Genomic DNA, 22,687 nt, shown 5'->3' on the forward strand with positions numbered 1-22,687 from the left:
CCTTACACGCCTGAACGCTCCCCGTCGGTCCTGCGGGTTCTCACCATGTGGACGGAGCAAATCGGCCTGAATTCCGCCGTTCTTCCCAGCCAGTACCGCTCTGCATTACCGCGTGTCATAACAAGAGCGTCACAGCATGAGTCAGACCCTCCTCCACGTTCCCCACACACGCTTAGAGTCACGGCCAGTCACCGCGCCGTCGGATTGTCACTTCGGCCCAGCGCTCGACTCGGCCGTCTCCACGGGGAAACGGCTGCGCCAGGGAAAGGACTGATCGTGCGTCAACGTTCGCTCATCGCCATCACCGCCGCTCTGGCGGCGGGAGCGCTCACCCTCACCGCCTGCGGTTCGCGCGACGACGACGGCGGCTCCGACTCCGGGAACGGCGGCAGCGGTGGCGGCACCACCGTCGTCATCGGTGTCGACGCCCCGCTGACCGGCGACCTGTCCGCGCTCGGCCTCGGCATCAAGAACTCGGTGGACCTCGCGGCGAAGACCGCCAACAAGCAGAAGACCGTCGAAGGCGTCACCTTCAAGGTCGAGGCCCTCGACGACCAGGGCCAGCCCTCGGTGGGCCAGCAGAACGCCACCAAGTTCGTCGCCGACAAGGACGTCCTCGGCGTCGTCGGCCCGCTGAACTCCTCCGTCGGCGAGTCGATGCAGAAGGTCTTCGACACGGCCAAGCTGGTCGAGGTCTCCCCGGCCAACACCAACCCGTCCCTCACCCAGGGCGTGGACTGGCAGAACAAGAAGGTCCGGGCCTACAAGTCGTACTTCCGCACCGCGACCACGGACGCCGTCCAGGGCCCGTTCGCCGCGCAGTACGTCTACAACGACTCCAAGAAGAAGAAGGTCTTCGTCATCGACGACAAGAAGACCTACGGCGCCGGCCTCGCCGGTACCTTCACCGAGGAGTTCAAGAGGCTCGGCGGCCAGGTGGTCGGCACCGAGCACATCAACCCGGACAGCAAGGACTTCAACGCGGTCGCCACCAAGGTCAAGAACTCCGGCGCCGACGTCGTCTACTACGGCGGCGAGTACCCGCAGGCCGGCCCGCTCAGCAAGCAGATCAAGGAAGCGGGCGCCAAGATTCCGCTGGTCGGCGGTGACGGCATCTACAGCGCCGACTTCATCAAGCTCTCCGGCGCCAGCGGCACCGGCGACCTCGCGACCTCCGTCGGCGCACCGGTCGAGGAACTGCCCTCCGCCAAGGAGTTCGTCGCCAACTACAAGGCCGAGGGTTACAAGGACGCCTACGAGGCGTACGGCGGCTACTCCTACGACTCCGCCTGGGCGATCATCGAGGCCGTCAAGAAGGTCGTCGCCGACAACGGCGGAAAGCTCCCCTCCGACGCCCGCGCCAAGGTCGTGGACGCCATGCAGAACGTCTCCTTCGACGGTGTGACCGGCAAGGTCTCCTTCGACGAGTTCGGTGACGCCACCAACAAGCAGCTCACCGTGTACGCCGTCGAGAACGGTGCGTGGAAGGCCGTGAAGTCCGGCACCTACACCGGCTGACCCACCCGCACCACACCACTGCCCACGAGCCGCGCGGGGCGCTGTTCCACAGGCGCCCCGCGCGGACTCGCATCCGGGCCACATCCGTCGAACATCCGAAAGTCTCGGAGGACATGCGGTGAACGAACTGCCGCAGCAGCTGGTCAACGGCCTGCTACTGGGATCCATGTACGGGCTGGTCGCCATCGGCTACACAATGGTCTACGGCATTGTCCAGCTCATCAACTTCGCGCACGGTGAGATCTTCATGGTCGGCGCCTTCGGCGCCCTCACGGTCCACCTGTACATCCTGCCCGACGGCACCACCATGTGGGTCGCCCTGCCTCTGATGCTGCTCGGTGCCGTGGTGGTCTCCGTCGCCGTCGCGATCGGGGCGGAACGGTTCGCCTACCGCCCGCTGCGCGGCGCTCCCCGTCTCGCGCCGCTCATCACCGCCATCGGCCTCTCGCTCGCCCTTCAGCAGGCGGTGTGGGCGCTGTACCCGAACGCCAAGTCGAAGCTCGCCTTCCCGCAGATCGAAGGCGGCCCGTTCCACATCGGCAGCGCCACCATCCAGACCGGTGACATCTTCCTGCTCGTCGCCGCTCCGGTCAGCATGGCCATCCTCGCCTTCTTCGTGATGCGCACCCGCACCGGACGGGGCATGCAGGCGACCGCGCAGGACCCGGACACGGCCAAGCTGATGGGCATCAACACGGACCGCATCATCGTGGTCGCCTTCGCGCTCGGCGCCGTCTTCGCCGCCGTCGGAGCCGTCGCCAACGGCCTCAAGTACGGCCAGATCGACTTCAAGATGGGCTTCATCCTCGGCCTGAAGGCCTTCACCGCGGCGGTGCTGGGCGGCATCGGCAACATCTACGGCGCCATGATCGGCGGCGTCGTCCTCGGCGTCGCCGAGACCCTGGCCACCGCCTACATCGCCGACATCCCCGGCCTGGACAAGTTCGGCAGCCAGTCCTGGGCCGACGTCTGGGCGTTCATCCTCCTCATCCTCGTGCTGCTGTTCAGGCCACAGGGCCTGCTCGGCGAACGCGTTGCGGACAGGGCGTGACACCGATGACCACACAGACCACCGCTTCGAAGACCGCGGACACCCCCACCACGGGTGCCCCCACCGGCCTCATCGGGATACCCGCGCACATCGGACGTGCCCTTGCCACCGGCGGCGGCGTCCTCAGCGTTCTGTCCACGTTCCTCGCCTGGACCTGGACCGCCGAGTTCCCCGGCGACCTCACCGTCTACGGCTACCCGGGCGGCCTGCAGGTCCTGGTGCTGATCGGCGGTGCCCTCACCACCCTCCTCGGCCTCGCCTCGTACGGCGTCAGGGGGCTGGGCTGGCTCGCGCCCGCGGGTGCCGACGCGGCCGTCAAGCTCGCCGCACTCGCCACCTTCGCCACCGCCTGGTACACGGTCGTCGCGATGAGCTTCCAGCTCGGCGGCGTGGTGAACCTGGAGCCCGGCGGCTACGTCGTGGCGGCCGCCACCCTGATCGCCCTGCTCGGCTCGCTGGCCCTGCCGTTCGAGCGTCCCGAACCGGACCCGGCCGACCCCGACGACACCGGCTGGGAGCAGTTCAAGCACACCGCCGGCCAGAACTGGCAGACCGTCAGGGCCGCCTTCGCGTCCGGCACCCCGCGCCCCGCGCGCGCGCTGCCCTCCTACGCCGAGATCCTCATCATCGTCGCCGTCCTCGCGGTCGCCCTGCTCGTCTTCACCTACGGCATCGGCACCGAGTACGACGAACTCTTCGTCGGCTTCCTGATCATGACCGGTCTCGGTTTCGCGGCCCTCAACAAGTCGGGACTGATCGGCCGGGTCACACAGATCACCGCCCGGCACCAGAACATCACCGTCTGCGGCGCCTTCGTGGCGGCGGCCTGCTTCCCCTTCACCCAGACCGACGACCAGTACGCCACCCTCGGCGTCTACATCCTCATCTTCGCCACGGTCGCCCTCGGTCTGAACATCGTCGTCGGCCTCGCCGGCCTGCTCGACCTCGGTTACGTCGCCTTCCTCGGCGTCGGCGCCTACGCGGCCTCCATGGTCTCCGGCTCCCCCAGCTCGCCCTTCGGCGTGCACTTCCCCTTCTGGGCAGCGGTGCTCGTCGGCGCCGCCGCCTCCCTGGTCTTCGGTGTCCTGATCGGCGCGCCCACCCTGCGGCTGCGCGGCGACTACCTCGCCATCGTCACCCTCGGCTTCGGTGAGATCTTCCGCATCGCCGCCAACAACCTCGACGGCACCTCGGGACCGGACGTCACCAACGGCTCCAACGGCATCTCGTCCATCCCCGACCTCAAGATCCTCGGCTTCGACCTCGGGATCCCGCACGACATCGCCGGCTTCACCATCGGCCGGTTCGCCAACTACTTCTTCCTGATGCTGATCATCACGGCCGTCGTCGTCCTCGTCTTCCGGCGCAGCGGCGACTCCCGCATCGGCCGGGCCTGGGTCGCCATCCGCGAGGACGAGACCGCCGCGCTCGCCATGGGCATCAACGGCTTCCGCGTCAAGCTCATCGCGTTCGCCGTCGGCGCCACCCTCGCCGGTCTCGCGGGCACCGTGCAGGCGCACGTCACCTACACCGTCACCCCCGAGCAGTACCTCTTCGCCGGTACCACCCCGCCCAACTCCGCCTTCCTGCTCGCCGCGGTCGTCCTCGGCGGCATGGGCACCATCGCCGGTCCGCTCATCGGTGCCGCACTGCTCTTCCTGATCCCCAACAAGCTCCAGTTCCTCGGCGACTACCAGCTCCTCGCCTTCGGACTCGCACTCGTGCTGCTGATGCGCTTCCGCCCCGAGGGCCTCATCCCCAACCGGCGCCGCCAGCTGGAGTTCCACGAAGAGGCCGACGCGCCCGCAGTCCTGAGCAAGACAGGGGCCTGACCACCATGACCACCGACACCACCACCAAGGACACCACCGCGGGCGCCCCCGCCCCCGGCACCCCCGTCCTCGACGCACGCGGCGTCACCATGCGCTTCGGCGGACTCACCGCCGTGCGCGGCGTCGACCTCACCGTCAACAGCGGGGAGATCGTCGGCCTCATCGGCCCCAACGGCGCCGGCAAGACCACCTTCTTCAACTGCCTGACCGGTCTGTACATCCCGACCGAGGGCGAGGTCCGCTACAAGGACAAGGTCCTGCCCCCCAAGTCCTTCAAGGTCACGGCCGCGGGCATCGCCCGCACCTTCCAGAACATCCGGCTGTTCGCCAACATGACGGTTCTGGAGAACGTCCTCGTCGGCCGCCACACCCGCACCAAGGAAGGCTTCTGGTCGGCCGTCCTGCGCGGCCCCGGCTTCCACAAGGCGGAGGCGGCCTCCCGCGAACGCGCCATGGAACTCCTGGAGTTCGTGGGCCTCGCCGACAAGGCCGAGCACCTCTCGCGCAACCTCCCCTACGGCGAGCAGCGCAAGCTGGAGATCGCCCGCGCCCTCGCCAGCGAACCGGGCCTGCTGCTCCTGGACGAGCCCACGGCCGGCATGAACCCCCAGGAGACCCGGGCCACCGAGGAACTCGTCTTCGCCATCCGCGACAAGGGCATCGCCGTCCTCGTCATCGAGCACGACATGCGCTTCATCTTCAACCTCTGCGACCGCGTCGCCGTCCTCGTCCAGGGCGAGAAACTCGTCGAGGGCGACAGCGCCACCGTCCAGGGCGACGAACGCGTCGTCGCCGCCTACCTCGGCGAACCCCTCGAGAACGACCCCGGCGCGGCGGAAGCCGCCGAGGTCGAGGCCGCCGAGGCCGCGCAGGCCGACACCACCACGGACACCTCGGCCGGCAAGGAGAACGACCGATGACCGCACTGCTCGAGGTCGAGGACCTCCGCGTCGCCTACGGCAAGATCGAGGCCGTCAAGGGCATCTCGTTCAAGGTCGACGCAGGTGAGGTGGTCACCCTCATCGGCACCAACGGTGCCGGCAAGACCACCACCCTGCGCACCCTGTCGGGGCTCCTCAAGCCGGTCGGCGGCCAGATCAAGTTCGGCGGCAAGTCGCTCAAGAAGGTCCCCGCCCACCAGATCGTCTCCTTGGGGCTCGCCCACTCCCCCGAGGGCCGGCACATCTTCCCCCGCATGACGATCGAGGACAACCTCCGCCTCGGCGCCTTCCTCCGCGACGACAAGCCGGGCATCGAGAAGGACATCCAGCGCGCCTACGACCTCTTCCCGATCCTCGGCGAACGCCGCAAGCAGGCCGCGGGCACGCTGTCCGGCGGTGAGCAGCAGATGCTCGCCATGGGACGCGCCCTGATGTCCCAGCCCAAGCTGCTCATGCTGGACGAGCCCTCCATGGGCCTCTCCCCGATCATGATGCAGAAGATCATGTCGACGATCGCCGAGCTGAAGTCGCAGGGCACCACCATCCTGCTGGTCGAGCAGAACGCCCAGGCCGCCCTGTCGCTGGCCGACCACGGCCACGTCATGGAGGTCGGCAACATCGTCCTGTCCGGCACCGGCCAGGACCTCCTCCACGACGAGTCGGTCCGCAAGGCGTACCTCGGCGAGGACTGAGCCGACGGCACCCGGCACGCGAGGGCCGCCACCGCACTCCGGTGGCAGCCCTCGCGCGTCGGTGCCGTGGCGTCACCTCGTCGAACACCGCATGGTGACCAGGCCCGGGCACCGTGCGTAAGCCACGTGCCGGAGGACTACTGTTCCAGCTCCGCCGCGCGTCGCTCGAGGTCCTCCGCCTCCGCGTCCCAGTCGGGGCCGAAGCACAGCAGGTCGGCGGCGGCCTCGCGCAGCAGCTCCGGGTCGTCCGGACGCTGGAGGCAGGCGAGACGGTAGGCCGGATTGCGGGCCCACGGCGGCAGCCCCATCCAGTCCTCGGCGAGCCTTCACTTCACCCCTCCAGAAGATCGGTGACGTAGTCGCGGAGCTGAGGAGGAAGGTCGTCGACGTCGATCTCACGCAGAGGCGAGAGGTGATCGACCTGGACATGGCCGGTGGAGGTGAGCTCGATGATCGCGTGCAACTCGGCTTCCAGGGCGGATTCCTCCCCCTCTGAGGCCGCGGTCGCCGCCAGCAGGGTCGCCAGAGCGGAAGCCTGAGCAGACGTGTACGAACCCACATGGTCCGACGCTTCGTCGGCCGCGCGTTCCCGCGCCGATGCGTCGACGCCCAAAACCGTCCGAGCCACGCTGATGAAGTCGTGGGACTTCATTGTGAAACACCCGTTCGTCACTAGTACGGAAGCGGAAACTGCGCCGGCCACGGAATGTGTGTGGCATGGGCCGCGTCCGGATTGTAATGAGGACTGTTGGCGTTGTGGACCTGACGGTGATACAGGTTTCCCGCCTCGTCCTGGTACTTCCCGCCGATCGAGATACGGTAGATGTCCCCGTTCGCCGCGTTGGACCCGGCGGGAGCGGTTCCGTCCTTGTCGTGGACCCGCAGACGAACCTTGTTGCCCGTCTCTGGATCGTCCCACTTGTATTCGACGCCCTTCTGCGCACCGCCGTTGGGGTCCGGCTTGAGGACCCGCATCTCGGCATCGTCCGGGACGATGTCGAGCGGGTTGCGACCTCTCACGTCCCAGCCGCCCCCCTCGACGCGGGAGGGATAGGGGGACAGGCCCAGTGGGTCGGCCCACACGTGGGGGTTGACCACGTACGCCGTCGGATTGGGAGCGGGCTCCAGACCGAGCGGATCGGCGGTGAGGTAACGGGCCGTCTCGGGATCGTAGTGGCGGAAAACGTTGTAGTGGAGGCCGGTCTCAGGGTCGTAGTACTGGCCGGGGAACCGTAGCGGGGTGTAGGTGGTCCCGGCAGTGGACCATGCTGTGGTGCCCCACAGCGTGCTCCGGCTGCGCCAGGCGATGTCACCGTTCTCGTCGACCAACTCGGTGGGAGTGCCGACGAGGTCGGCGGCGATGGCGAAGAAGCGGCGGTCGATCTCTTCCTGCCGGACGTCCGCGGTGAGGATGCGCTCGGTCTGGGCCAGCGGCGCCAGGCCGCGGTGGTCCCACGTGAGGACCACTGGGCGGGGCAAGTCCGGGGACACCGTGCTCTGTTCGCACAGTGCCGCGCCGTCCCAGGTGAAGAGAACCTCCTCGACAGCCGTTTCACCGTCGGCGGCGAGGCGCTGCTTGGCGGTACGGCGACCCAGCGGGTCGTACCGGTACCGCCACCGCGCTCCGTCCGGGGTGACCACGGACGTCAGGCGGCCTTCGATGTCCCACGTGAAGCGCCAGGTGTCCGGCTTGCGAGACAGACGGGTCCTCCGACGCAGGATCACGCGGCCGAGCGCGTCGTGTTCGTAGCGGACGCTTCCGGCGCGAGTGAGGGCGGTGCCCTCGTACGTCCGGCGACCGGTGGCCTCGTGGCCCGGGTGGGAGACCGGCCAGGACGCCTCCGTCTGATTGCCGCTCGTGTCGTAGGCGTACCGCTCGCTCCAGCCGTCGGCGGTCACGGAGGTGACGCGGCCGACCGGGTCGTGAGCGAATGCACGGGTGCCGGAGAGCTGGTCGACGAGCGTGACGAGGTGCCCGTCCGCGCGGTAGGTGTACGCCCGGCTGTTGAGCGTCCGGCCCCCGGCGGTCAGGTGCTGGGCGGCCAGCCGCCCCGACTCGTCCCAGGCGGAGTGCACGGTGAAGATGTCGTCGTCGAAGACCCGGGACAGCTCACGGCCCGCGGCGTCGTGGGCGAAGGCGATGTGGTGGCCACCGGTGGTCAGATGGTCGGGGCGGCCGGCCTTGTCGTAGGCGTACGTGGTGACATGCCCGGTGGGGGTCACGCGCCGGGACCGGCGGCCGAGCGCGTCGTAGGCGTACGTGATCACATGGCCGTCGACGACTTCGGTCTTGAGCCGGCCGCAGCGGTCGTAGCCGCGTGCCAGTTCGGTGTCCGGGCCGGAAGCGTGGACGAGACGCCCTGCAAGGTCGTAGGCGTACTCGGTCACCTGCCCCGCGACGTCCTTGCGGATCACCCGGTCCAACGAGTCGTGTGTGAGAGAGACGACGTGGCCGAGAGAGTCCTCCCGTGCGGTCAACCGGCCTGCCCGGTCCCGGCGGTAGAGAATGGTGCGGCCGTCGAAGTCGGTCTCGGCCGTGAGCCGCCCGGCCGCGTCGTACACGTAGCTCCAAGGGAGTCCGTGCGGATCGGTGACCCTGGTGAGACGCAAAGCCGCATCGTGCTCGAACTCGTAACGGGCACCGTCCGGGTAGGTACGGGCAGCGAGCAGGTCGAAGTGGGTGTACTCGAAGCGGGTCACCCCTCCGACCGGGTCGGTGTGGGTGAGGCAGTTGCCTTCGCCGTCGTACGTCCACGACGTCGTGGCCCCGCCCGGATCGACACGTCGGGCGAGATTGCCGTCGGCGTCCCACACGAAACGGGTGGCCCCGCCGGCCGGGTCGGTGATCCGCACGACTCTGCCGAGGGCGTCCCGTTCCAGGCGAGTGGTGCCGCCGGCCGGATCGGTAACCTCCACCGGCAGACCAGCGGCATCGCAGCGGACCCCCGTGGTGGCGCCGAGGGCATCGGTGACGGAGGTCGGACGGCCGGCGTCGTCGTAGGCGTAACGGGTCGTGCGGCCGGCCGGGTCGGTGACCGAGACCCGGTTGCCGCGCCCGTCGAACTCCTGCGTGCGGCGGGCACCGTCCGGTTCGTTGATCTCCACCGGCAGCCCGAACCGACCGTACGAACCCCGGACCTGGCTGCCGTCCGGCCGGGTGACCCCGGTGAGACGGCCGTCCTCGTCATAGGTGTAGGCGGTGATGCGGCCCAGCGGGTCGGTGCGGCTCGACAGATTGCCGCGAGCGTCGTACGTGAACCGCGTGGTGCTACCGAGCGGGTCGCTGGTGGCCAGGACACGACAGCCGCGGCCGATCAGATGACGCGTGACGGCGCCGTCCGCCGTGGTCAGCGTCGTCGTGCGGTGTCCGGTCCGAGGGTCCGGGTCCGTGTACGCCAGGGTGATCTGGACGTGCCCGGCCTCGCCGCCCTCGGCGACGACACGGTCGCGGTCGTCGTACGCGTAGTCGTAGCGGCTCCCGTTGGAGTCGATCCAGGCGGTCACGCGGCGGCGTTCGTCGTAGACGAACGTGGTCGTGGCACCGGACGGCTTGGTGACGGCCGTGAGATTGCCGTCCTCGTAGCCGTAGCGCATCAGCAACAGGTCCGCGCCGCCCTCGCCCGCCCCCGCCAGGGACAGCGCGGTCACCCGGCCCTCGGCACACGTCACCCGCACCTCGTGCCCCGCCGAGTGGACCAGCGCCAGCGGCAGGCCGTCCTCGGACCGGTCGACGTCGACGGCGTGGCCGTTGCGTTCGGTGATGCGGGACAGCCAGCAGGTGCCGTCACCGCCCGGCTCCGTTCCCACCGGGGCGGCGAAGCGCCGCACCAAGCCGCTGTCCGGCTCGGTGACCGTGTAGTCGCCGTCGGCGTCACGCGACAGCAGCGTCCGTGCCGTGCCCGACTCCGGGCGCGTCGGGGCCCCGGGCACCGGATGCGGATACGTGACCAGCAGACCGTCGGCCGTGACGTGGAGGACCCCCACCGGGTCGACGACGAGGCGCTCATCGACCGTGGAGGACCACGACGGGCCCAGAAACCTGCCAGAGGTGAGACCCGACTCCGTACGCCGGGTGAACGTCAACGGCAGGATGCCGGGGATCACGACATCCGTCTGGGGCAGGAACATCCGCCCCGAGGCGAGGTCCACCGGGTCCGTGCCGTCCGTGACGCGCTCACCGTCGGGACGGTTGTGCGTGCCGTCCGGCGCGTCGTCCACCAGCCGCCGCAGCCGCGCCGCGTCGGCCGCCTCCTCCGCGACCCGCACCCCCTTCACCGCCGCGCCGCCACCACCCGTGGCCACGGTCAGCGCCAGGTCCGGGATCAGCCGCCCGAACCCCTCCGCCGGGTCCTTCATGAAGTCGCTGACCATCTGCTTGCCCGTGCCGACCGGGTCGTTGGCCGCCACCACCAGCCCCGCCGCCAGACTGTTCAGCGACGTCGCGTACTCCGCCGGATGCGTCAGGTTGTACGGATCCATCGGATTGACACTGCGGACGAAGTTCAGCAGCCCCGCGGTGCCCTTGATGATCCCGCCACCGACATGGTCACCCATGATCTGCATCTCCTGCAGACCGTCACCGAGCTGATCCGCGTACGACGGCTTCTTCGGCGCCTTGTCACGAGCCGCACGGACCGCACTGCGCGCGGTCTCCGCAGCGGTGTTGCGCTGCTTGCGCGCCTCCGCCAGCAGATCCTGCGCCTCCTTCATCAGCGCCTTGCCCGGATCGTCGAACGTCGGCGCCGGACACGGCGGCAACGTGGACGGGTCCCGCTTGTCCGGAGCCTGCGCGTTGTAGCGGTCGACGGCCTTGTTGTAGTCGTCGACCTTCTTGCGATGGGCGTCCGCCGCCTCCTCCGACGCCTTGACGCCCTCCTTCCACTTGTCGATCGCCGTCTGCGCCTGCCCCTGCGCCCACGTCACCGTCGTGGCGAACGCCTCCAGCGCGGCAGCCGCCTCCCCACAGGCATCCGTCCCGGTGAACCACTTCGGCGGCTGGGACCCCACCACCGTCCGCAGCGTCTCCGCCGCCTTGCCCTTCAGCTCGGACGAGTCCAGACCCTTGAGACCGTCACCCACACCGTCGAACGACAACTGGAACCCCCGCAACCGCTCAGCGGTCGACCGGATCTTCGACGCACTGCCGTACACCAGCTTCGTCTTGTCCTCGGTCTGCCCGAGATCCATCTCGTCGACCTCGGCACCCATCCGGTTCGCCACCGAACGGGACTGCTCCCGCACCCAGTCAGCACCGGACTCCCAGCCGACGTCGTCCAGCCGGTCCGCCGTCCAGTTGCCGGCGTCCTCGACCCGGTTGCCGACCCACTCGACACCGTCCTCGACCGCGTTCTCCACCGAGTCCGGAGTGATGTCGCTGAGGAAACCGCCGATACCCACGCTCAGTTCCTCCCGGACTCACCCTGCTGTGCCTGCTGCTGCGCCTGTTGCGCGCGCTCCTGCGGCGACGGACCGAACGTGTCGTCCAACGCCTGGTCGAACTGATCGTCGGAGATCCCGAGCGCCTGGTTGAGCAGGTCCGCCCGGCGCCCGCCCTCCCCCTCGGTCAGAACGGTGCGGCCGGTGTCCTTCCACGTCTGCGAGATGTCCTGCCCCGCCTGCTCGAACGACTGCGCACTCCAGTCCGGATCCAGACAGTCCGGCGTGAACACGTCGCCCCAGCCCTGCTGGGTGATCTCCTCCTCCGACGCGTGCGGATTGCCGCCCATCACCGAGTTCACACCGACCTTCAGCGCGCCCTCGACGTACTGGTCGTGCTCCCACTGCGTGCCCGCGGCCAGACCCAGGCGGTTGGCGATCTCGCTCGCGTCGTGGACCAGGGCGCGCACGCCCCACTCCCAGCGCTCGCAGAAGTCCTCGAAGTCGGTCGACAGACCGTGGTGCCCGGCCTCCATACCGGTCATCGCCAGCTCGGAGAAACCTTTGCCCATCACCGAGCCCGTGGAGTCACCGATCTCACCGAGCTGGTCGATCGTGCCGCCCAGCCCCTTGGTGAACTTCGCGACCGCGGCCTTGTCGAACTGCAGGTCCGGCCCGTCCCCGCTCATGCCCGCACCTCATCGCCCGCGTCGACGGCGGCCCGGTCCGGCACGATGCCGACGACCGGCGGGAAGAACATCGACCCGTCCTCCGTCGCGATGTCCACCGCGAGCCCCGCCGGCTCACCCAGCGACGGCACGATCTCGTCGACGATGCGGGCACCGAGCAGCGCGGCACAGTCCACGGACTGCCCGCCCGGCGCGTGCAGCAGGGCGAAGCGCGCCAGCGCGGCCTCGTCGGTGAAGGCGCAGACCCACCGCACCCCGCCCGAACGCGCACTCCACAGACCGCCGTCGGCCAGCGGAACCAGCAGCGTCGCTCTCCGCATCTCGCCCACCAGCGCCCGCGGATCCCCGACCCCGGCCCGCCGCTCGGCGATACGCCCGGCGAGCGCCGTCCCTGCCTGCTCCACAGCTCCTCCCCCGTTCCGGTGCCTGGCGGCACCCTAGAACAGGACGCGACGGGCGAGGCGGACGGTTCTGTGCAGGGACGGTGTGAACCGCACGACGAGGCCCGCGCCCCCTGCCGCACAGGGAACACGGGCCTCGTGAGGTACCGGGCGTCAGCCCTTGGACGCCTTCTTCTCCTCGGCGTCCTGGATGACCGCCTCGGCCACCTGCTGCATCGACATCCGCCGGTCCATCGACGTCTTCTGGATCCACCGGAACGCGGCCGGCTCGGTCAGCCCGTACTGCGTCTGCAGCACCGACTTCGCCCTGTCCACCAGCTTCCGCGTCTCCAGGCGCTGCGAGAGGTCCGCGACCTCCTGCTCCAGCGCCTTCAGCTCCGTGAAGCGCGAGACGGCCATCTCGATCGCCGGGACGACGTCACTCTTGCTGAACGGCTTCACCAGGTACGCCATCGCCCCGGCGTCCCGCGCCCGCTCCACGAGGTCGCGCTGCGAGAACGCGGTCAGCATCAGCACCGGCGCGATGCTCTCCTCGGCGATCTTCTCGGCCGCGGAGATGCCGTCCAGCTTTGGCATCTTCACGTCGAGGATCACGAGGTCGGGCTTGTGCTCCCGGGCCAGCTCCACGGCCTGCTCCCCGTCACCGGCCTCACCGACGACGGAGTACCCCTCCTCCTCCAGCATCTCTTTGAGATCCAGCCGGATGAGCGCCTCGTCCTCGGCGATGACGACACGGGTCGTCAGCGGAGGCACGTGCGACTTGTCGTCTTCGGGCACGTCAGCGGGCTGGGGCGACTCGGGGGCGGTCACGTGGGCGCTCCTTGTTCGGGGCAGGCGGTACTGCTGACAAGAGCCTACCTAGCTGCGGTAAGGTGGACGCGCGGAGGGTCAGGGGAAACCTTCGATTCTGCGAGCCCCGGTAGCCCAATTGGCAGCAGGCAATGGATTCAAAACCCATACAGTGTCGGTTCGAGTCCGACCCGGGGCACTTTTCCTTGGTTTGCAAGGTTGATCTCGCAGCGGATGTCCACTTCTCGTGAACATCCGCTTTTTTGCTGCGCGCCGCCGAGGACCTACCGGGGCCCGTCGTCCTCGCCGATGCGATGGACCCGGACCAGGTTCGTCGTGCCCGAGACCCCCGGCGGGGAGCCGGCCGTGATGATCACCACGTCGCCCTTCCGGCAGCGGCCGTACTCCGTCAGGAGTTCGTCCACCTGGTCGACCATCGCGTCCGTGGAGTCCACGTGCGGGCCCAGGAAGGTCTCCACGCCCCAGGTGAGGTTCAGCTGGGAGCGGGTCGCCGGTTCCGGGGTGAAGGCGAGGAGCGGGATGGGTGAGCGGTAGCGGGACAGGCGGCGGGCGGTGTCGCCCGACTGGGTGAAGGCGACCAGGTACTTCGCGCCGAGGAAGTCGCCGATCTCCGCCGCCGCGCGGGCGACGGCACCGCCCTGGGTGCGGGGCTTGTTGCGGTCGGTCAGCGGAGGCAGCCCCTTGGCGAGGATGTCCTCCTCGGCCGCCTCGACGATGCGGGCCATCGTGCGCACCGTGTCGGTCGCGTGCTTGCCGACGCTGGTCTCGCCGGAGAGCATCACGGCGTCCGTGCCGTCGATGACCGCGTTGGCCACGTCGGAGGCCTCGGCGCGGGTCGGCCGGGCATTGTCGATCATGGAGTCGAGCATCTGGGTGGCGACGATGACCGGCTTGGCGTTGCGCTTCGCCAGCTTGATCGCGCGCTTCTGGACGATCGGGACCTGTTCGAGGGGCATCTCGACGCCGAGGTCGCCCCGGGCGACCATGATGCCGTCGAAGGCCGCGACGATGTCCTCGATGTTCTCGACGGCCTGGGGCTTTTCGACCTTGGCGATGACGGGGAGGCGGCGGCCCTCCTCGTCCATGATGCGGTGGACGTCGAGGACGTCCCGCCCGCTGCGGACGAAGGACAGGGCGATGACGTCGAAGCCGCTGCGCAGTGCCCAGCGCAGGTCGTCCTCGTCCTTCTTGGAGAGGGCGGGGACGGAGACGGCGACGCCGGGGAGGTTGAGGCCCTTGTGGTCGGAGACCACGCCGCCCTCGATCACCGTGGTGCGGACGCGGGGGCCGTCGACGCCGGTGACTTCGAGGCAGACCCTGCCGTCGTCGACGAGGATGCGTTCGCCCGGGGTGACGTCGGTGGCGAGGCCGGCGTAGGTGGTGCCGCAGATGGTGCGGTCGCCGTCGACGCCCTCCTCGACGGTGATGGTGAAGGTGTCGCCGCGTTCAAGGAGTACGGGGCCTTCGGTGAAGTGGCCGAGCCTGATCTTCGGGCCCTGAAGGTCGGCGAGGGTGCCGACGCTGTGGCCGGTCTCGTCGGAGGCCTTTCGGACCCGGTGGTAGCGCTCTTCGTGCTCGGCGTGGGTGCCGTGACTGAAATTGAAGCGGGCGATGTCCATTCCGGCGTCGACCAGGCTCTTGATCTGGTCGTACGAGTCGGTGGCGGGCCCAAGTGTGCAGACGATCTTTGCTCGGCGCATGGGTCGAGCCTATGACCTACCGCCGGGTAGCGAATTGGCCACACATGACGACTCAACAACCTCTGAGTAAAGGGTCATTGACAACTGTTGAATTGTGCGCCGCTTCGCTCGGATGAGCGTGAAATCCGGTTCCCACTCTTGACAGGTGCCATGCCCAGGACAGAATCTACGCGCGTTGTTGATGATGTGACGGGTCACCGAGGAGAGTCAGCCATGCCGTTGAACCGCCGGAAGTTCCTGAGCAGGTCCGCCGTGACGGGAGCGGGGGTGGCGCTGGCCGGCGCGGTGGCGGCTCCGGCGGCCGAGGCGGCCTCCGCACAGCAGAGCCCCAAGAAGCCGAAGCGGTACGCGCTGACGGTGCTCGGCACGACGGACCTGCACGGACACGTCTTCAACTGGGACTACTTCAAGGACGCGGAGTACAAGGACGCCGCGGGCAACGCCCAGGGCCTGGCCCGTATCTCGACGCTGGTGAACCAGATCCGTGCGGAGAGGGGCCGGCACAACACGCTGCTGCTGGACGCCGGCGACACCATCCAGGGCACACCGCTGACGTACTACTACGCGAAGGTGGACCCGATCACCGCCGAGGGCGGCCCGGTGCACCCGATGGCGCAGGCGATGAACGCGATCGGATACGACGCGGTGGCGCTCGGCAACCACGAGTTCAACTACGGCATCGAGACCCTGCGGAAGTTCGAGGAGCAGTGCGACTTCCCGCTGCTCGGCGCGAACGCGGTGGACGCGAAGACGCTGAAGCCGGCTTTCCCGCCGTACTTCATGAAGACGTTCCGGGTGAAGGGCGCCCCGCCGGTGAAGGTGGCCGTGCTGGGGCTGACCAACCCGGGCATCGCGATCTGGGACAAGGCGTACGTGCAGGGGAAGCTGGCGTTCCCGGGGCTCGAGGAGCAGGCGGCCAAGTGGGTGCCGAAGCTGCGTTCGATGGGTGCGGACGTGGTGGTCGTGTCGGCGCACTCGGGGTCGTCGGGCACGTCGTCGTACGGTGACCAGGTGCCGTACGTGGAGAACGCCGCGGCCAATGTGGCGCGCCAGGTGCCGGGCATCGACGCGATCCTCGTCGGGCACGCGCACGTGGAGATCCCGGAGCTGAAGGTCGTCAACGAGAAGACGGGGAAGACGGTCGTGCTGTCGGAGCCGCTGTGCTTCGCCGAGCGGCTCACCCTGTTCGACTTCGATCTGGTCTTCGAGCACGGCCGGTGGCACGTCGAGTCCGTGCGGGCGTCGCTGCGCGACTCCAGCACGGTGGAGGACGACCCGCGGATCGGCAAGCTGCTGGCGGACGAGCACGCGCAGGTGGTGGCGTACGTCAACCAGGTCGTCGGGACGGCCACCGAGACGCTGACGACGGTGGAGGCGCGGTACAAGGACGCGCCGATCATCGACCTGATCACCAAGGTGCAGGAGGACGTGGTCAGGGAGGCGCTGGCGGGTACGGAGTACGCGTCGTTGCCGGTGCTGGCGCAGGCGTCGCCGTTCTCGCGGACGTCGGAGATCCCGGCCGGCGAGGTGACGATCCGGGACCTGTCGAGCCTGTACGTCTACGACAACACGCTGGTGGCGAAGTTGATGACGGGGGCGCAGCTGCGGGCGTACCTGGAGTATTCGGCGGAGTACTACGTGCAGACGGCGGCCGGTGTGCCGGTGGACGTGGAGAAGCTGACGAATGCGAACGGCCGTCCGGACTACAACTACGACTATGTGTCGGGGCTGACGTACGAGATCGACGTCGCGCAGGCGGCCGGTTCGCGGATCAGGAATCTGGCCTTCGGGGGTGCTCCGCTGGACGACGCGCAGCAGTTCGTGCTGGCGGTGAACAACTACCGGGCCAATGGCGGGGGTGCGTTCCCGCACGTGGCGTCGGCGAAGGAGCTGTGGTCGGAGTCGACGGAGATCCGTACGCGGATCGCCGAGTGGGTGACGGCGAAGGGTGTGCTGGACCCGAAGGACTTCGCGTCGGTGGACTGGTCGTTGACGCGGAACGGTACGCCGGTGTTCTGACGCGCTGAGTGTGTTCGCGGCCTCAGATTCCGTCCGCCAGCGGGGTGAGTTCCCGGTAGTGGTGTGCGGACGGGATCTGGGGCCGTTGCCGTTCCAGGCCGAAGGTGGTGAACGCGGTCCGCGCCGGCAGCGGGTACGGCTCCTCGCCCGTGAGGTCGTTGAGGATGGTGGCGCTGCGCCAGGCGGCGAGGCCGAGGTCGGGGGCGCCGACGCCGTGGGTGTGGGTCTCGGCGTTCTGGACGTAGACGGAGCCGGTGACGGAGGGGTCGAGGAGGAGGCGGAAGCGTTCGTCGATACGGGGGCGCTCGCGGTTGTCACGGCGCATGAACGGGTCGAGGCCGGCGAGGATGCGGCCGAGCGGGCGTTCGCGGTAGCCGGTGGCGAGGACGACGGCGCCGGTGGTGAGGCGCGAGCGGGTGTTCTGCTGGGTGTGTTCCAGGTGGAGTTCGACCTGGGTGGTGGCGATGCGGCCGGCGGTGCGGACGTGGACGCCGGGGGTGAGGACGGTGTCGGGCCAGCCGCCGTCGAGGGTGCGGCGGTAGAGCTCGTCGTGGATGGCGGCGCTGGTGTCGGCGTCGATGCCCTTGTGGAGCTGCCACTGTGCGGCGACGAGGCGGTCGCGGACGGGTTCGGGCAGGGTGTGGAAGTAGCGGGTGTGGTCGGGGGTGAAGTGCTCCAGGCCGAGCTTGGAGTACTCCATGGGGGCGAAGGCCTCGGTGCGGCCGATCCAGTGGAGGCGTTCGCGGCCGGCGGGGCGGTGGCGGAGCAGGTCGAGGAAGATCTCCGCGCCGGACTGCCCGGTGCCGATGACGGTGATGTGCTCGGCGGCGAGGAGCGTGTCGCGGTGGTCCCGGTAGTCGGCGGAGTGGATCACGGGCACGCCGGGGGCGTCGACGAGGGGGCGGAGCGCGTCGGGGACGTGGGGTTCGGTGCCGATGCCGAGGACGACGTTGCGGGTGTGCGTGCGGCCGAGGGCCTCGGCTTCTCCGTCGGCGCCGAGTTGGGTGTAGTCGACTTCGAAGAGCCGGCGTTCGGGGTTCCAGCGGACGGCGTCGACCTGGTGGTGGAAGCGCAGCGCGGGGAGGTGTTCGGCGACCCAGCGGCAGTAGGCGTCGTACTCGGTGCGCTGGATGTGGAAGCGTTCGGCGAAGTAGAAGGGGAAGAGGCGTTCGCGGGCCCGCAGGTGGTTGAGGAAGGTCCAGGGGCTGGCGGGGTCGACCAGGGTGACGAGGTCGGCGAGGAACGGGACCTGGACGCGGGCGCCGTCGATGAGCTGGCCGGGGTGCCAGTGGAAGGCGGGGCGCTGGTCGTAGAAGACGGCGTCGAGTGCGGGCAGCGGGTCGGCGAGTGCGGCGAGGGAGAGGTTGAAGGGGCCGATGCCGACGCCGACGAGGTCGCGGGGTGTGCCGGGGGTGTGGTGGGCGGGGGTGTTCATCGCGGGGTGTGTCCTTCCACGAGGGCGAGGAGGCGGGCCAGGTCGTCGGCCCGGGTGTGGGGGTTGAGGAAGGTCGCCTTGAGCCAGAGCCGGCCGTCGGCGCGGGCGCGGCCGAGGACGGCGCGGCCGGTGATGAGCAGGTCGCGGCGTACGGCGGCGACGGCGGTGTCGGTGGCGTCCGCGGGCCGGAACAGGACCGTGCTGATGGCGGGCGGGGCGTGCAGGGTGAAGCCCGGGTGGCCGTCGACGAGGGCGGCGAACGCGTGGGCGCGGGCGCAGACTTCGTCGACGAGCGCGCCGAGGCCGGTGCGGCCGAGGGTCTTGAGGGTGACGGCGATCTTGAGGATGTCGGGTCGGCGGCTGGTGCGCGGGGAGCGGCCGAGGAGGTCGGGGAGTCCGGCGTCGGTGTCGTCGTCGGCGTTGAGGTAGTCGGCGCGCTGCTGGAGTGCGGTGAGGTCGTCGGGGTTCTTGACGGCGAGGAGGCCGGCGGCGATGGGCTGCCAGCCGAGTTTGTGCAGGTCGAGGGTGACGGTGTCGGCGGCGTCGAGGCCGGTGAGGCGGGCGCGGTGCCGGTCGCTGAAGAGGAGGCCCGCGCCGTAGGCGGCGTCGATGTGCAGGCGGGCGCCGTGGGCGGCGCAGCGGCCGGCGATCTCGGGCAGCGGGTCGATGAGGCCGGCGTCGGTGGTGCCGGCGGTGGCGACGACGAGGTGGGGGCCGGGGACGGTGGTGAGGGCTTCGTCGAGGGCGGCGGGGTCGAGGGCGCCGGCCGGGGCGGGGACGGTGACGGGTTCGGGGAGTCCGAGGAGCCAGGCGGCGCGGGGCAGGGAGTGGTGGGCGTTGGTTCCGTGGAGGAGCCGGAGGCCGGCGCCGTGGGTCTCGCGGGCGAGCAGGACGGCGAGTTGGTTGGATTCGGTGCCGCCGGTGGTGACGAGGGCGTCGACGGCGCCGGCCTGCTGGGCGAGGGCGCGGGTGACGAGGGCTTCCAGGGTGGAGGCGGCGGGGGCCTGGTCCCAGGAGTCGAGGGAGGGGTTGAGGACGCTCGCGGCGAGGTCGGCGGCGGTGGCGACGGCGAGGGGCGGGCCGTGCAGGTGGGCCGCGCACAGGGGGTCGGCGGGGTCGGCGGCGCCTTCGGCGAGCGCGGTGACGAGGGTGCGCAGGGCATCGGGGTCGCCGTGGTCGGGCAGGGCGTCGCCGAGGGCGTCCCGCACCCTGGCGGTGACGGCGTCGGGGCCTCCGGCGGGCAGTGGTCCGCCGCGTGCGGCGGTGCCGGCGCGCAGTGCGTCGAGCACGGTGTCGCACAGGGGCCGCAGGGCGTCGGGGCCGTGCGGGCCCGAGGCGAGGGGCGGCATGCCCATGGGCTGTCCTCCGGGCGCGATACGAGGGGTGGCGCGCAGCGTCTCGACCAGGGGCGGCGGTCGGGTGACGGGTGGGCGGGATTACAGGGTGTACGCGGATGCGTGCCTGCGCCCGGAAAGCCCAACGATCAGAACCCGAAAGGGGGTACTTCCGTGGGGTAGCCGTGTCTGGGTGATGGTGCGGCCGGCCTCCGTGCGTCGGGGGCCGGCCGCGTGCCGGGGTCAGCCGGCCTGTGTCCCGCGGACCCGCAGGGCGCGGGCGAGGTCGTCGAGCTGGTCGACGAGCTTGCGGCGCAGGGCGGGGATGGGGTCGGCGGCGGCGAGGCACTCCTGGCCGAGGCGCAGGGTGTCGGCGTCGACGGCGTACGCGGGGAAGGCCCAGCGGCCGGCGGCGTCGGCGATGGCGGGGCCGCGGCGGGCGGCGACGGCGACCGCTTCGGCGTAGTAGCGGGGGACGTAGTCGGCGACGAGGTCGGCCTGTTCGGGCTGCCAGAAGCCCCGGGCGGTGGCGGTGAACAGGTAGTTGGACAGGTCGTCGGAGGCGAACATGGCCGCCCAGGCGCGGCTCTTGGCCTCGGCGTCGGGCAGTGCGGCGCGGCAGCGGGCGGCGCCTTCCTGGCCGGTGGCGCTGGGGTCGCGTTCGAGTTCGGCGGCGATGGCCGTCTCGTCGGTGGCGCCGAGGACGGCGAGGCGGGTGAGGATGCGCCAGCGCAGTTCGGGGTCGAGTTCGGGCCCGCCGGGGACGGTGCCGTCGGCGAGCCAGGCGGCGATGGTCTCGGGATGGGCGGCGGCGTCGATGTAGTGGCGTACGGCGATCAGGCGCAGGCCGGGGTGGTCGCCGTCCTCGGTGCGGCGGATGAGGTCGCGGCACAGGTCGGAGAGGGTGGCCAGGGCGGCGGGCCGCTGCTCGGGGGCGAGGTAGCGGTCGGCGACCTGGGCGGCGGCGAAGGCGAGGACGCCGGAGACGAGGGCGAGGTCGGTCTCGTGCGGGAGGTGGGCGCGGGCGGTGTCGAGGTAGGCGGTGGCGGGGAGTTCGCCGTCGCGGACGGCGTCGCGCAGGGCGTTCCAGACGACGGCGCGGGTGAGGGGGTCGGGCAGGCCGGACAGGGCGGCGCGGATGGTCCGGAAGGATTCCGCGTCGAAGCGGATCTTGGCGTAGGTGAGGTCGCCGTCGTTGAGGACGACGAGCGCGGGCTGCGGGCCGGGGGTGCTGACGAGGACGTTCTCGCCGGCGAGGTCCTCGTCGAGGCGCTGGCGCAGGGTGAGGCGGCCGGCGTCGTGGAGGTCGTGGTCGTAGACGCCGATGGTGATGCGGTGCGGCCGTGTGCCTCCCCCGGGCTCGAGACGGCCGGCGTGCTTCGTGCCGTCGCGGTCCTTGGTGGGATCGGGCGCGGGCCGGGCTCCGGAGCTGCCCCGGTGCGAGATGTGGAGGCTCCAGTTGCCGTTCTCGGCGCGCGGTTCGGGCACCAGGGTGTCGACGCCGGTGGTGCGCAGCCAGGCGTCGGCCCAGGCGTGGACGTCGCGCTCGGTGGCGGAGGCGAGGGAGTCGATGAAGTCGGCGAGGGTGGCGTTGGCGAACCTGTGCCGCTCGAAGTGGGTGTTGATGCCGGCGAGGAAGTCCTTCTCGCCGAGCCAGGCGACGAGCTGGCGCAGGGCGGAGGCGCCCTTGGCGTAGGAGATGCCGTCGAAGTTGAGGAGGGCGGAGGCGGTGTCCTCGACGTTCTCGGGGGCGACGGGGTGGGTGGAGGGGCGCTGGTCGGCGTCGTAGCCCCAGGGCTTGCGGGTGACGCCGAAGTCGGTCCAGGTGCCGGTGAAGCGGGTGGCCTCGGCGCAGGTCTGGTAGCCCATGTACTCGGCGAAGGACTCGTTCAGCCAGATGTCGTCCCACCACTTGAGGGTGACGAGGTCGCCGAACCACATGTGGGCCATCTCGTGGGCGATGACCATGGCGCGGGTCTGGCGTTCGGTGTCGGTGACGGCGGAGCGGAAGACGAACTCGTCGCGGAAGGTGACCAGGCCGGGGTTCTCCATGGCGCCGGCGTTGAACTCGGGGACGAACGCCTGGTCGTAGGAGTCGAAGGGGTAGGGCTCGGCGAACTTCTCGTGGTAGCGGTCGAAGCAGGCGCGGGTGACGTCGAAGAGCTCGTCGGTGTCGGCGTCGAGGTGGGGGGCGAGCGAGCGGCGGCAGTGGAGGCCGAAGGGCAGGCCGCGGTGCTCGGTGCGCACGGAGTGCCAGGGGCCGGCGGCGACGGCGACGAGGTAGGTCGAGATCAGCGGGGTGGTCGCGGCCTTCCAGCGGCCGTCGCCGGTGTGCTCGGTGATGCCGTTGGCGAGGACCGTCCAGCCGTCGGGGGCGGTGACGGTGAGGTCGAAGACGGCCTTGAGGTCGGGCTGGTCGAAGGCGGCGAAGACGCGCTGCACGTCGTCCATGAACAGCTGGGTGTAGACGTAGGTCTCGTCGTCGGTCGGGTCGGTGAAGCGGTGCATGCCCTCGCCGGTGCGGGAGTAGCGCATGGCCGCGTCGACGCGCAGTTCGTGCTCGCCGGGGGTGAGGTTCTTCAGGGGCAGCCGGTTCTCGTCCAGGCCGTCCGGGTCGAGGGGGTGTCCGTCGAGGGTGACGCTGCGCAGCTCGGCGGGCTTGACCTCGACGAAGGTGTCCGTGGTGCCCGTCTCGGCGCGGACGGTGAACCGGATGACGGTGCGGGAGTCGAAGGTCTCGTCGCCACGGGTCAGGTCGAGGTCGATCGCGTAGTGGTGGACGTCGAGGAGTTGGGCACGGGTCTGCGCTTCGTCGCGCGTCAGTACGGACATGCAGGACATGCTGCCTGATGCGGTGGGCGGGGCACAGGGGCGGATCGGTACGCGGGG

16 protein-coding genes and 1 tRNA gene are annotated in these 22,687 nt (G+C 70.0%); 7 read left to right on the top strand and 10 right to left on the bottom strand.

Going from position 1 to position 22,687, the window contains the following annotated elements:
• The first annotated feature begins 276 nt into the window (after positions 1–276).
• From ACIRG6_RS00375 to ACIRG6_RS00395, 5 genes are all read left to right on the top strand, one after another.
• The gene (locus ACIRG6_RS00375) at positions 277–1,518 is read left to right on the top strand and encodes a branched-chain amino acid ABC transporter substrate-binding protein (RefSeq protein ID WP_364677902.1); all 1,242 of its coding nucleotides are present in this window, start codon (positions 277–279) and stop codon (positions 1,516–1,518) included.
• Between the two features lie 118 nt (positions 1,519–1,636).
• Positions 1,637–2,569: a branched-chain amino acid ABC transporter permease gene (locus tag ACIRG6_RS00380; RefSeq protein ID WP_225634130.1), complete on the top strand. Its 933-nt coding sequence runs from the start codon at positions 1,637–1,639 to the stop codon at positions 2,567–2,569.
• 5 nt (positions 2,570–2,574) lie between these two features.
• On the top strand, positions 2,575–4,401 hold the full coding sequence (locus ACIRG6_RS00385) for a branched-chain amino acid ABC transporter permease (RefSeq protein WP_364817797.1): 1,827 nt from the start codon (positions 2,575–2,577) through the stop codon (positions 4,399–4,401).
• A 5-nt stretch (positions 4,402–4,406) separates the two neighbouring features.
• Positions 4,407–5,321 (top strand): ABC transporter ATP-binding protein, encoded by a 915-nt coding sequence (locus tag ACIRG6_RS00390; RefSeq protein ID WP_225634125.1) that lies wholly within the window; start codon positions 4,407–4,409, stop codon positions 5,319–5,321.
• Positions 5,318–6,034 (top strand): ABC transporter ATP-binding protein, encoded by a 717-nt coding sequence (locus ACIRG6_RS00395; RefSeq protein ID WP_350721717.1) that lies wholly within the window; start codon positions 5,318–5,320, stop codon positions 6,032–6,034. Before ACIRG6_RS00390 ends, ACIRG6_RS00395 begins: the two co-directional genes overlap by 4 nt.
• Positions 6,035–6,171: 137 nt before the next feature.
• Here the strand turns inward: ACIRG6_RS00395 and ACIRG6_RS00400 are convergent, their stop codons facing one another.
• The 6 genes from ACIRG6_RS00400 to ACIRG6_RS00425 all read right to left on the bottom strand — a co-directional run bounded on the left by ACIRG6_RS00400 (position 6,172) and on the right by ACIRG6_RS00425 (position 13,310).
• Positions 6,172–6,342 carry a hypothetical protein gene (locus ACIRG6_RS00400; protein WP_364817998.1) on the bottom strand — a complete coding sequence of 57 codons (171 nt, stop codon included), beginning with the start codon at positions 6,340–6,342 and terminating at the stop codon, positions 6,172–6,174.
• Positions 6,343–6,365: 23 nt separating this feature from the next.
• The gene (locus tag ACIRG6_RS00405; protein ID WP_364677895.1) at positions 6,366–6,686 is read right to left on the bottom strand and encodes a hypothetical protein; all 321 of its coding nucleotides are present in this window, start codon (positions 6,684–6,686) and stop codon (positions 6,366–6,368) included.
• Positions 6,687–6,706: 20 nt separating this feature from the next.
• Positions 6,707–11,431, bottom strand: a complete 4,725-nt coding sequence (locus tag ACIRG6_RS00410; RefSeq protein ID WP_403320057.1) for a putative T7SS-secreted protein — start codon at positions 11,429–11,431, stop codon at positions 6,707–6,709.
• Positions 11,432–11,433: 2 nt separating this feature from the next.
• Positions 11,434–12,099, bottom strand: a complete 666-nt coding sequence (locus ACIRG6_RS00415) for a hypothetical protein (protein ID WP_403320059.1) — start codon at positions 12,097–12,099, stop codon at positions 11,434–11,436.
• Positions 12,096–12,503 (bottom strand): hypothetical protein, encoded by a 408-nt coding sequence (locus tag ACIRG6_RS00420; protein WP_364677889.1) that lies wholly within the window; start codon positions 12,501–12,503, stop codon positions 12,096–12,098. Before ACIRG6_RS00420 ends, ACIRG6_RS00415 begins: the two co-directional genes overlap by 4 nt.
• A 150-nt stretch (positions 12,504–12,653) precedes the next feature.
• The gene (locus ACIRG6_RS00425) at positions 12,654–13,310 is read right to left on the bottom strand and encodes an ANTAR domain-containing response regulator (RefSeq protein WP_189228316.1); all 657 of its coding nucleotides are present in this window, start codon (positions 13,308–13,310) and stop codon (positions 12,654–12,656) included.
• Between the two features lie 103 nt (positions 13,311–13,413).
• Here ACIRG6_RS00425 and ACIRG6_RS00430 point away from each other — a divergent pair.
• Positions 13,414–13,488, top strand: a tRNA-Leu gene (locus ACIRG6_RS00430).
• Positions 13,489–13,573: 85 nt separating this feature from the next.
• On the opposite strand, the gene pyk is transcribed toward ACIRG6_RS00430, so the two are convergent.
• The gene (pyk, locus tag ACIRG6_RS00435) at positions 13,574–15,010 is read right to left on the bottom strand and encodes a pyruvate kinase (RefSeq protein ID WP_403320061.1); all 1,437 of its coding nucleotides are present in this window, start codon (positions 15,008–15,010) and stop codon (positions 13,574–13,576) included.
• Between the two features lie 213 nt (positions 15,011–15,223).
• Between pyk and ACIRG6_RS00440 the strand changes: the two genes are divergently transcribed.
• Positions 15,224–17,029, top strand: coding sequence for a bifunctional metallophosphatase/5'-nucleotidase (locus tag ACIRG6_RS00440; RefSeq protein WP_403320063.1), 1,806 nt, complete (start codon positions 15,224–15,226; stop codon positions 17,027–17,029).
• Positions 17,030–17,051: 22 nt separating this feature from the next.
• Here ACIRG6_RS00440 and ACIRG6_RS00445 read toward each other — a convergent pair whose 3' ends face one another.
• The 3 genes from ACIRG6_RS00445 to pepN form a co-directional block, all read right to left on the bottom strand.
• A complete protein-coding gene (locus ACIRG6_RS00445) occupies positions 17,052–18,464 on the bottom strand; it encodes a lysine N(6)-hydroxylase/L-ornithine N(5)-oxygenase family protein (protein WP_364677884.1) in 1,413 nt (470 codons plus the stop codon).
• Positions 18,461–19,819 carry a pyridoxal phosphate-dependent decarboxylase family protein gene (locus tag ACIRG6_RS00450; RefSeq protein ID WP_403320066.1) on the bottom strand — a complete coding sequence of 453 codons (1,359 nt, stop codon included), beginning with the start codon at positions 19,817–19,819 and terminating at the stop codon, positions 18,461–18,463. The genes ACIRG6_RS00445 and ACIRG6_RS00450 overlap by 4 nt, the downstream gene beginning before the upstream one ends.
• Before the next feature lie 222 nt (positions 19,820–20,041).
• Positions 20,042–22,639 (bottom strand): aminopeptidase N, encoded by a 2,598-nt coding sequence (gene pepN, locus ACIRG6_RS00455; RefSeq protein WP_365020606.1) that lies wholly within the window; start codon positions 22,637–22,639, stop codon positions 20,042–20,044.
• Positions 22,640–22,687 lie beyond the last annotated feature (48 nt).

Origin of the sequence: Streptomyces flaveolus (genome assembly GCF_044765825.1) — a bacterium.
Lineage (GTDB): Bacteria > Actinomycetota > Actinomycetes > Streptomycetales > Streptomycetaceae > Streptomyces > Streptomyces flaveolus.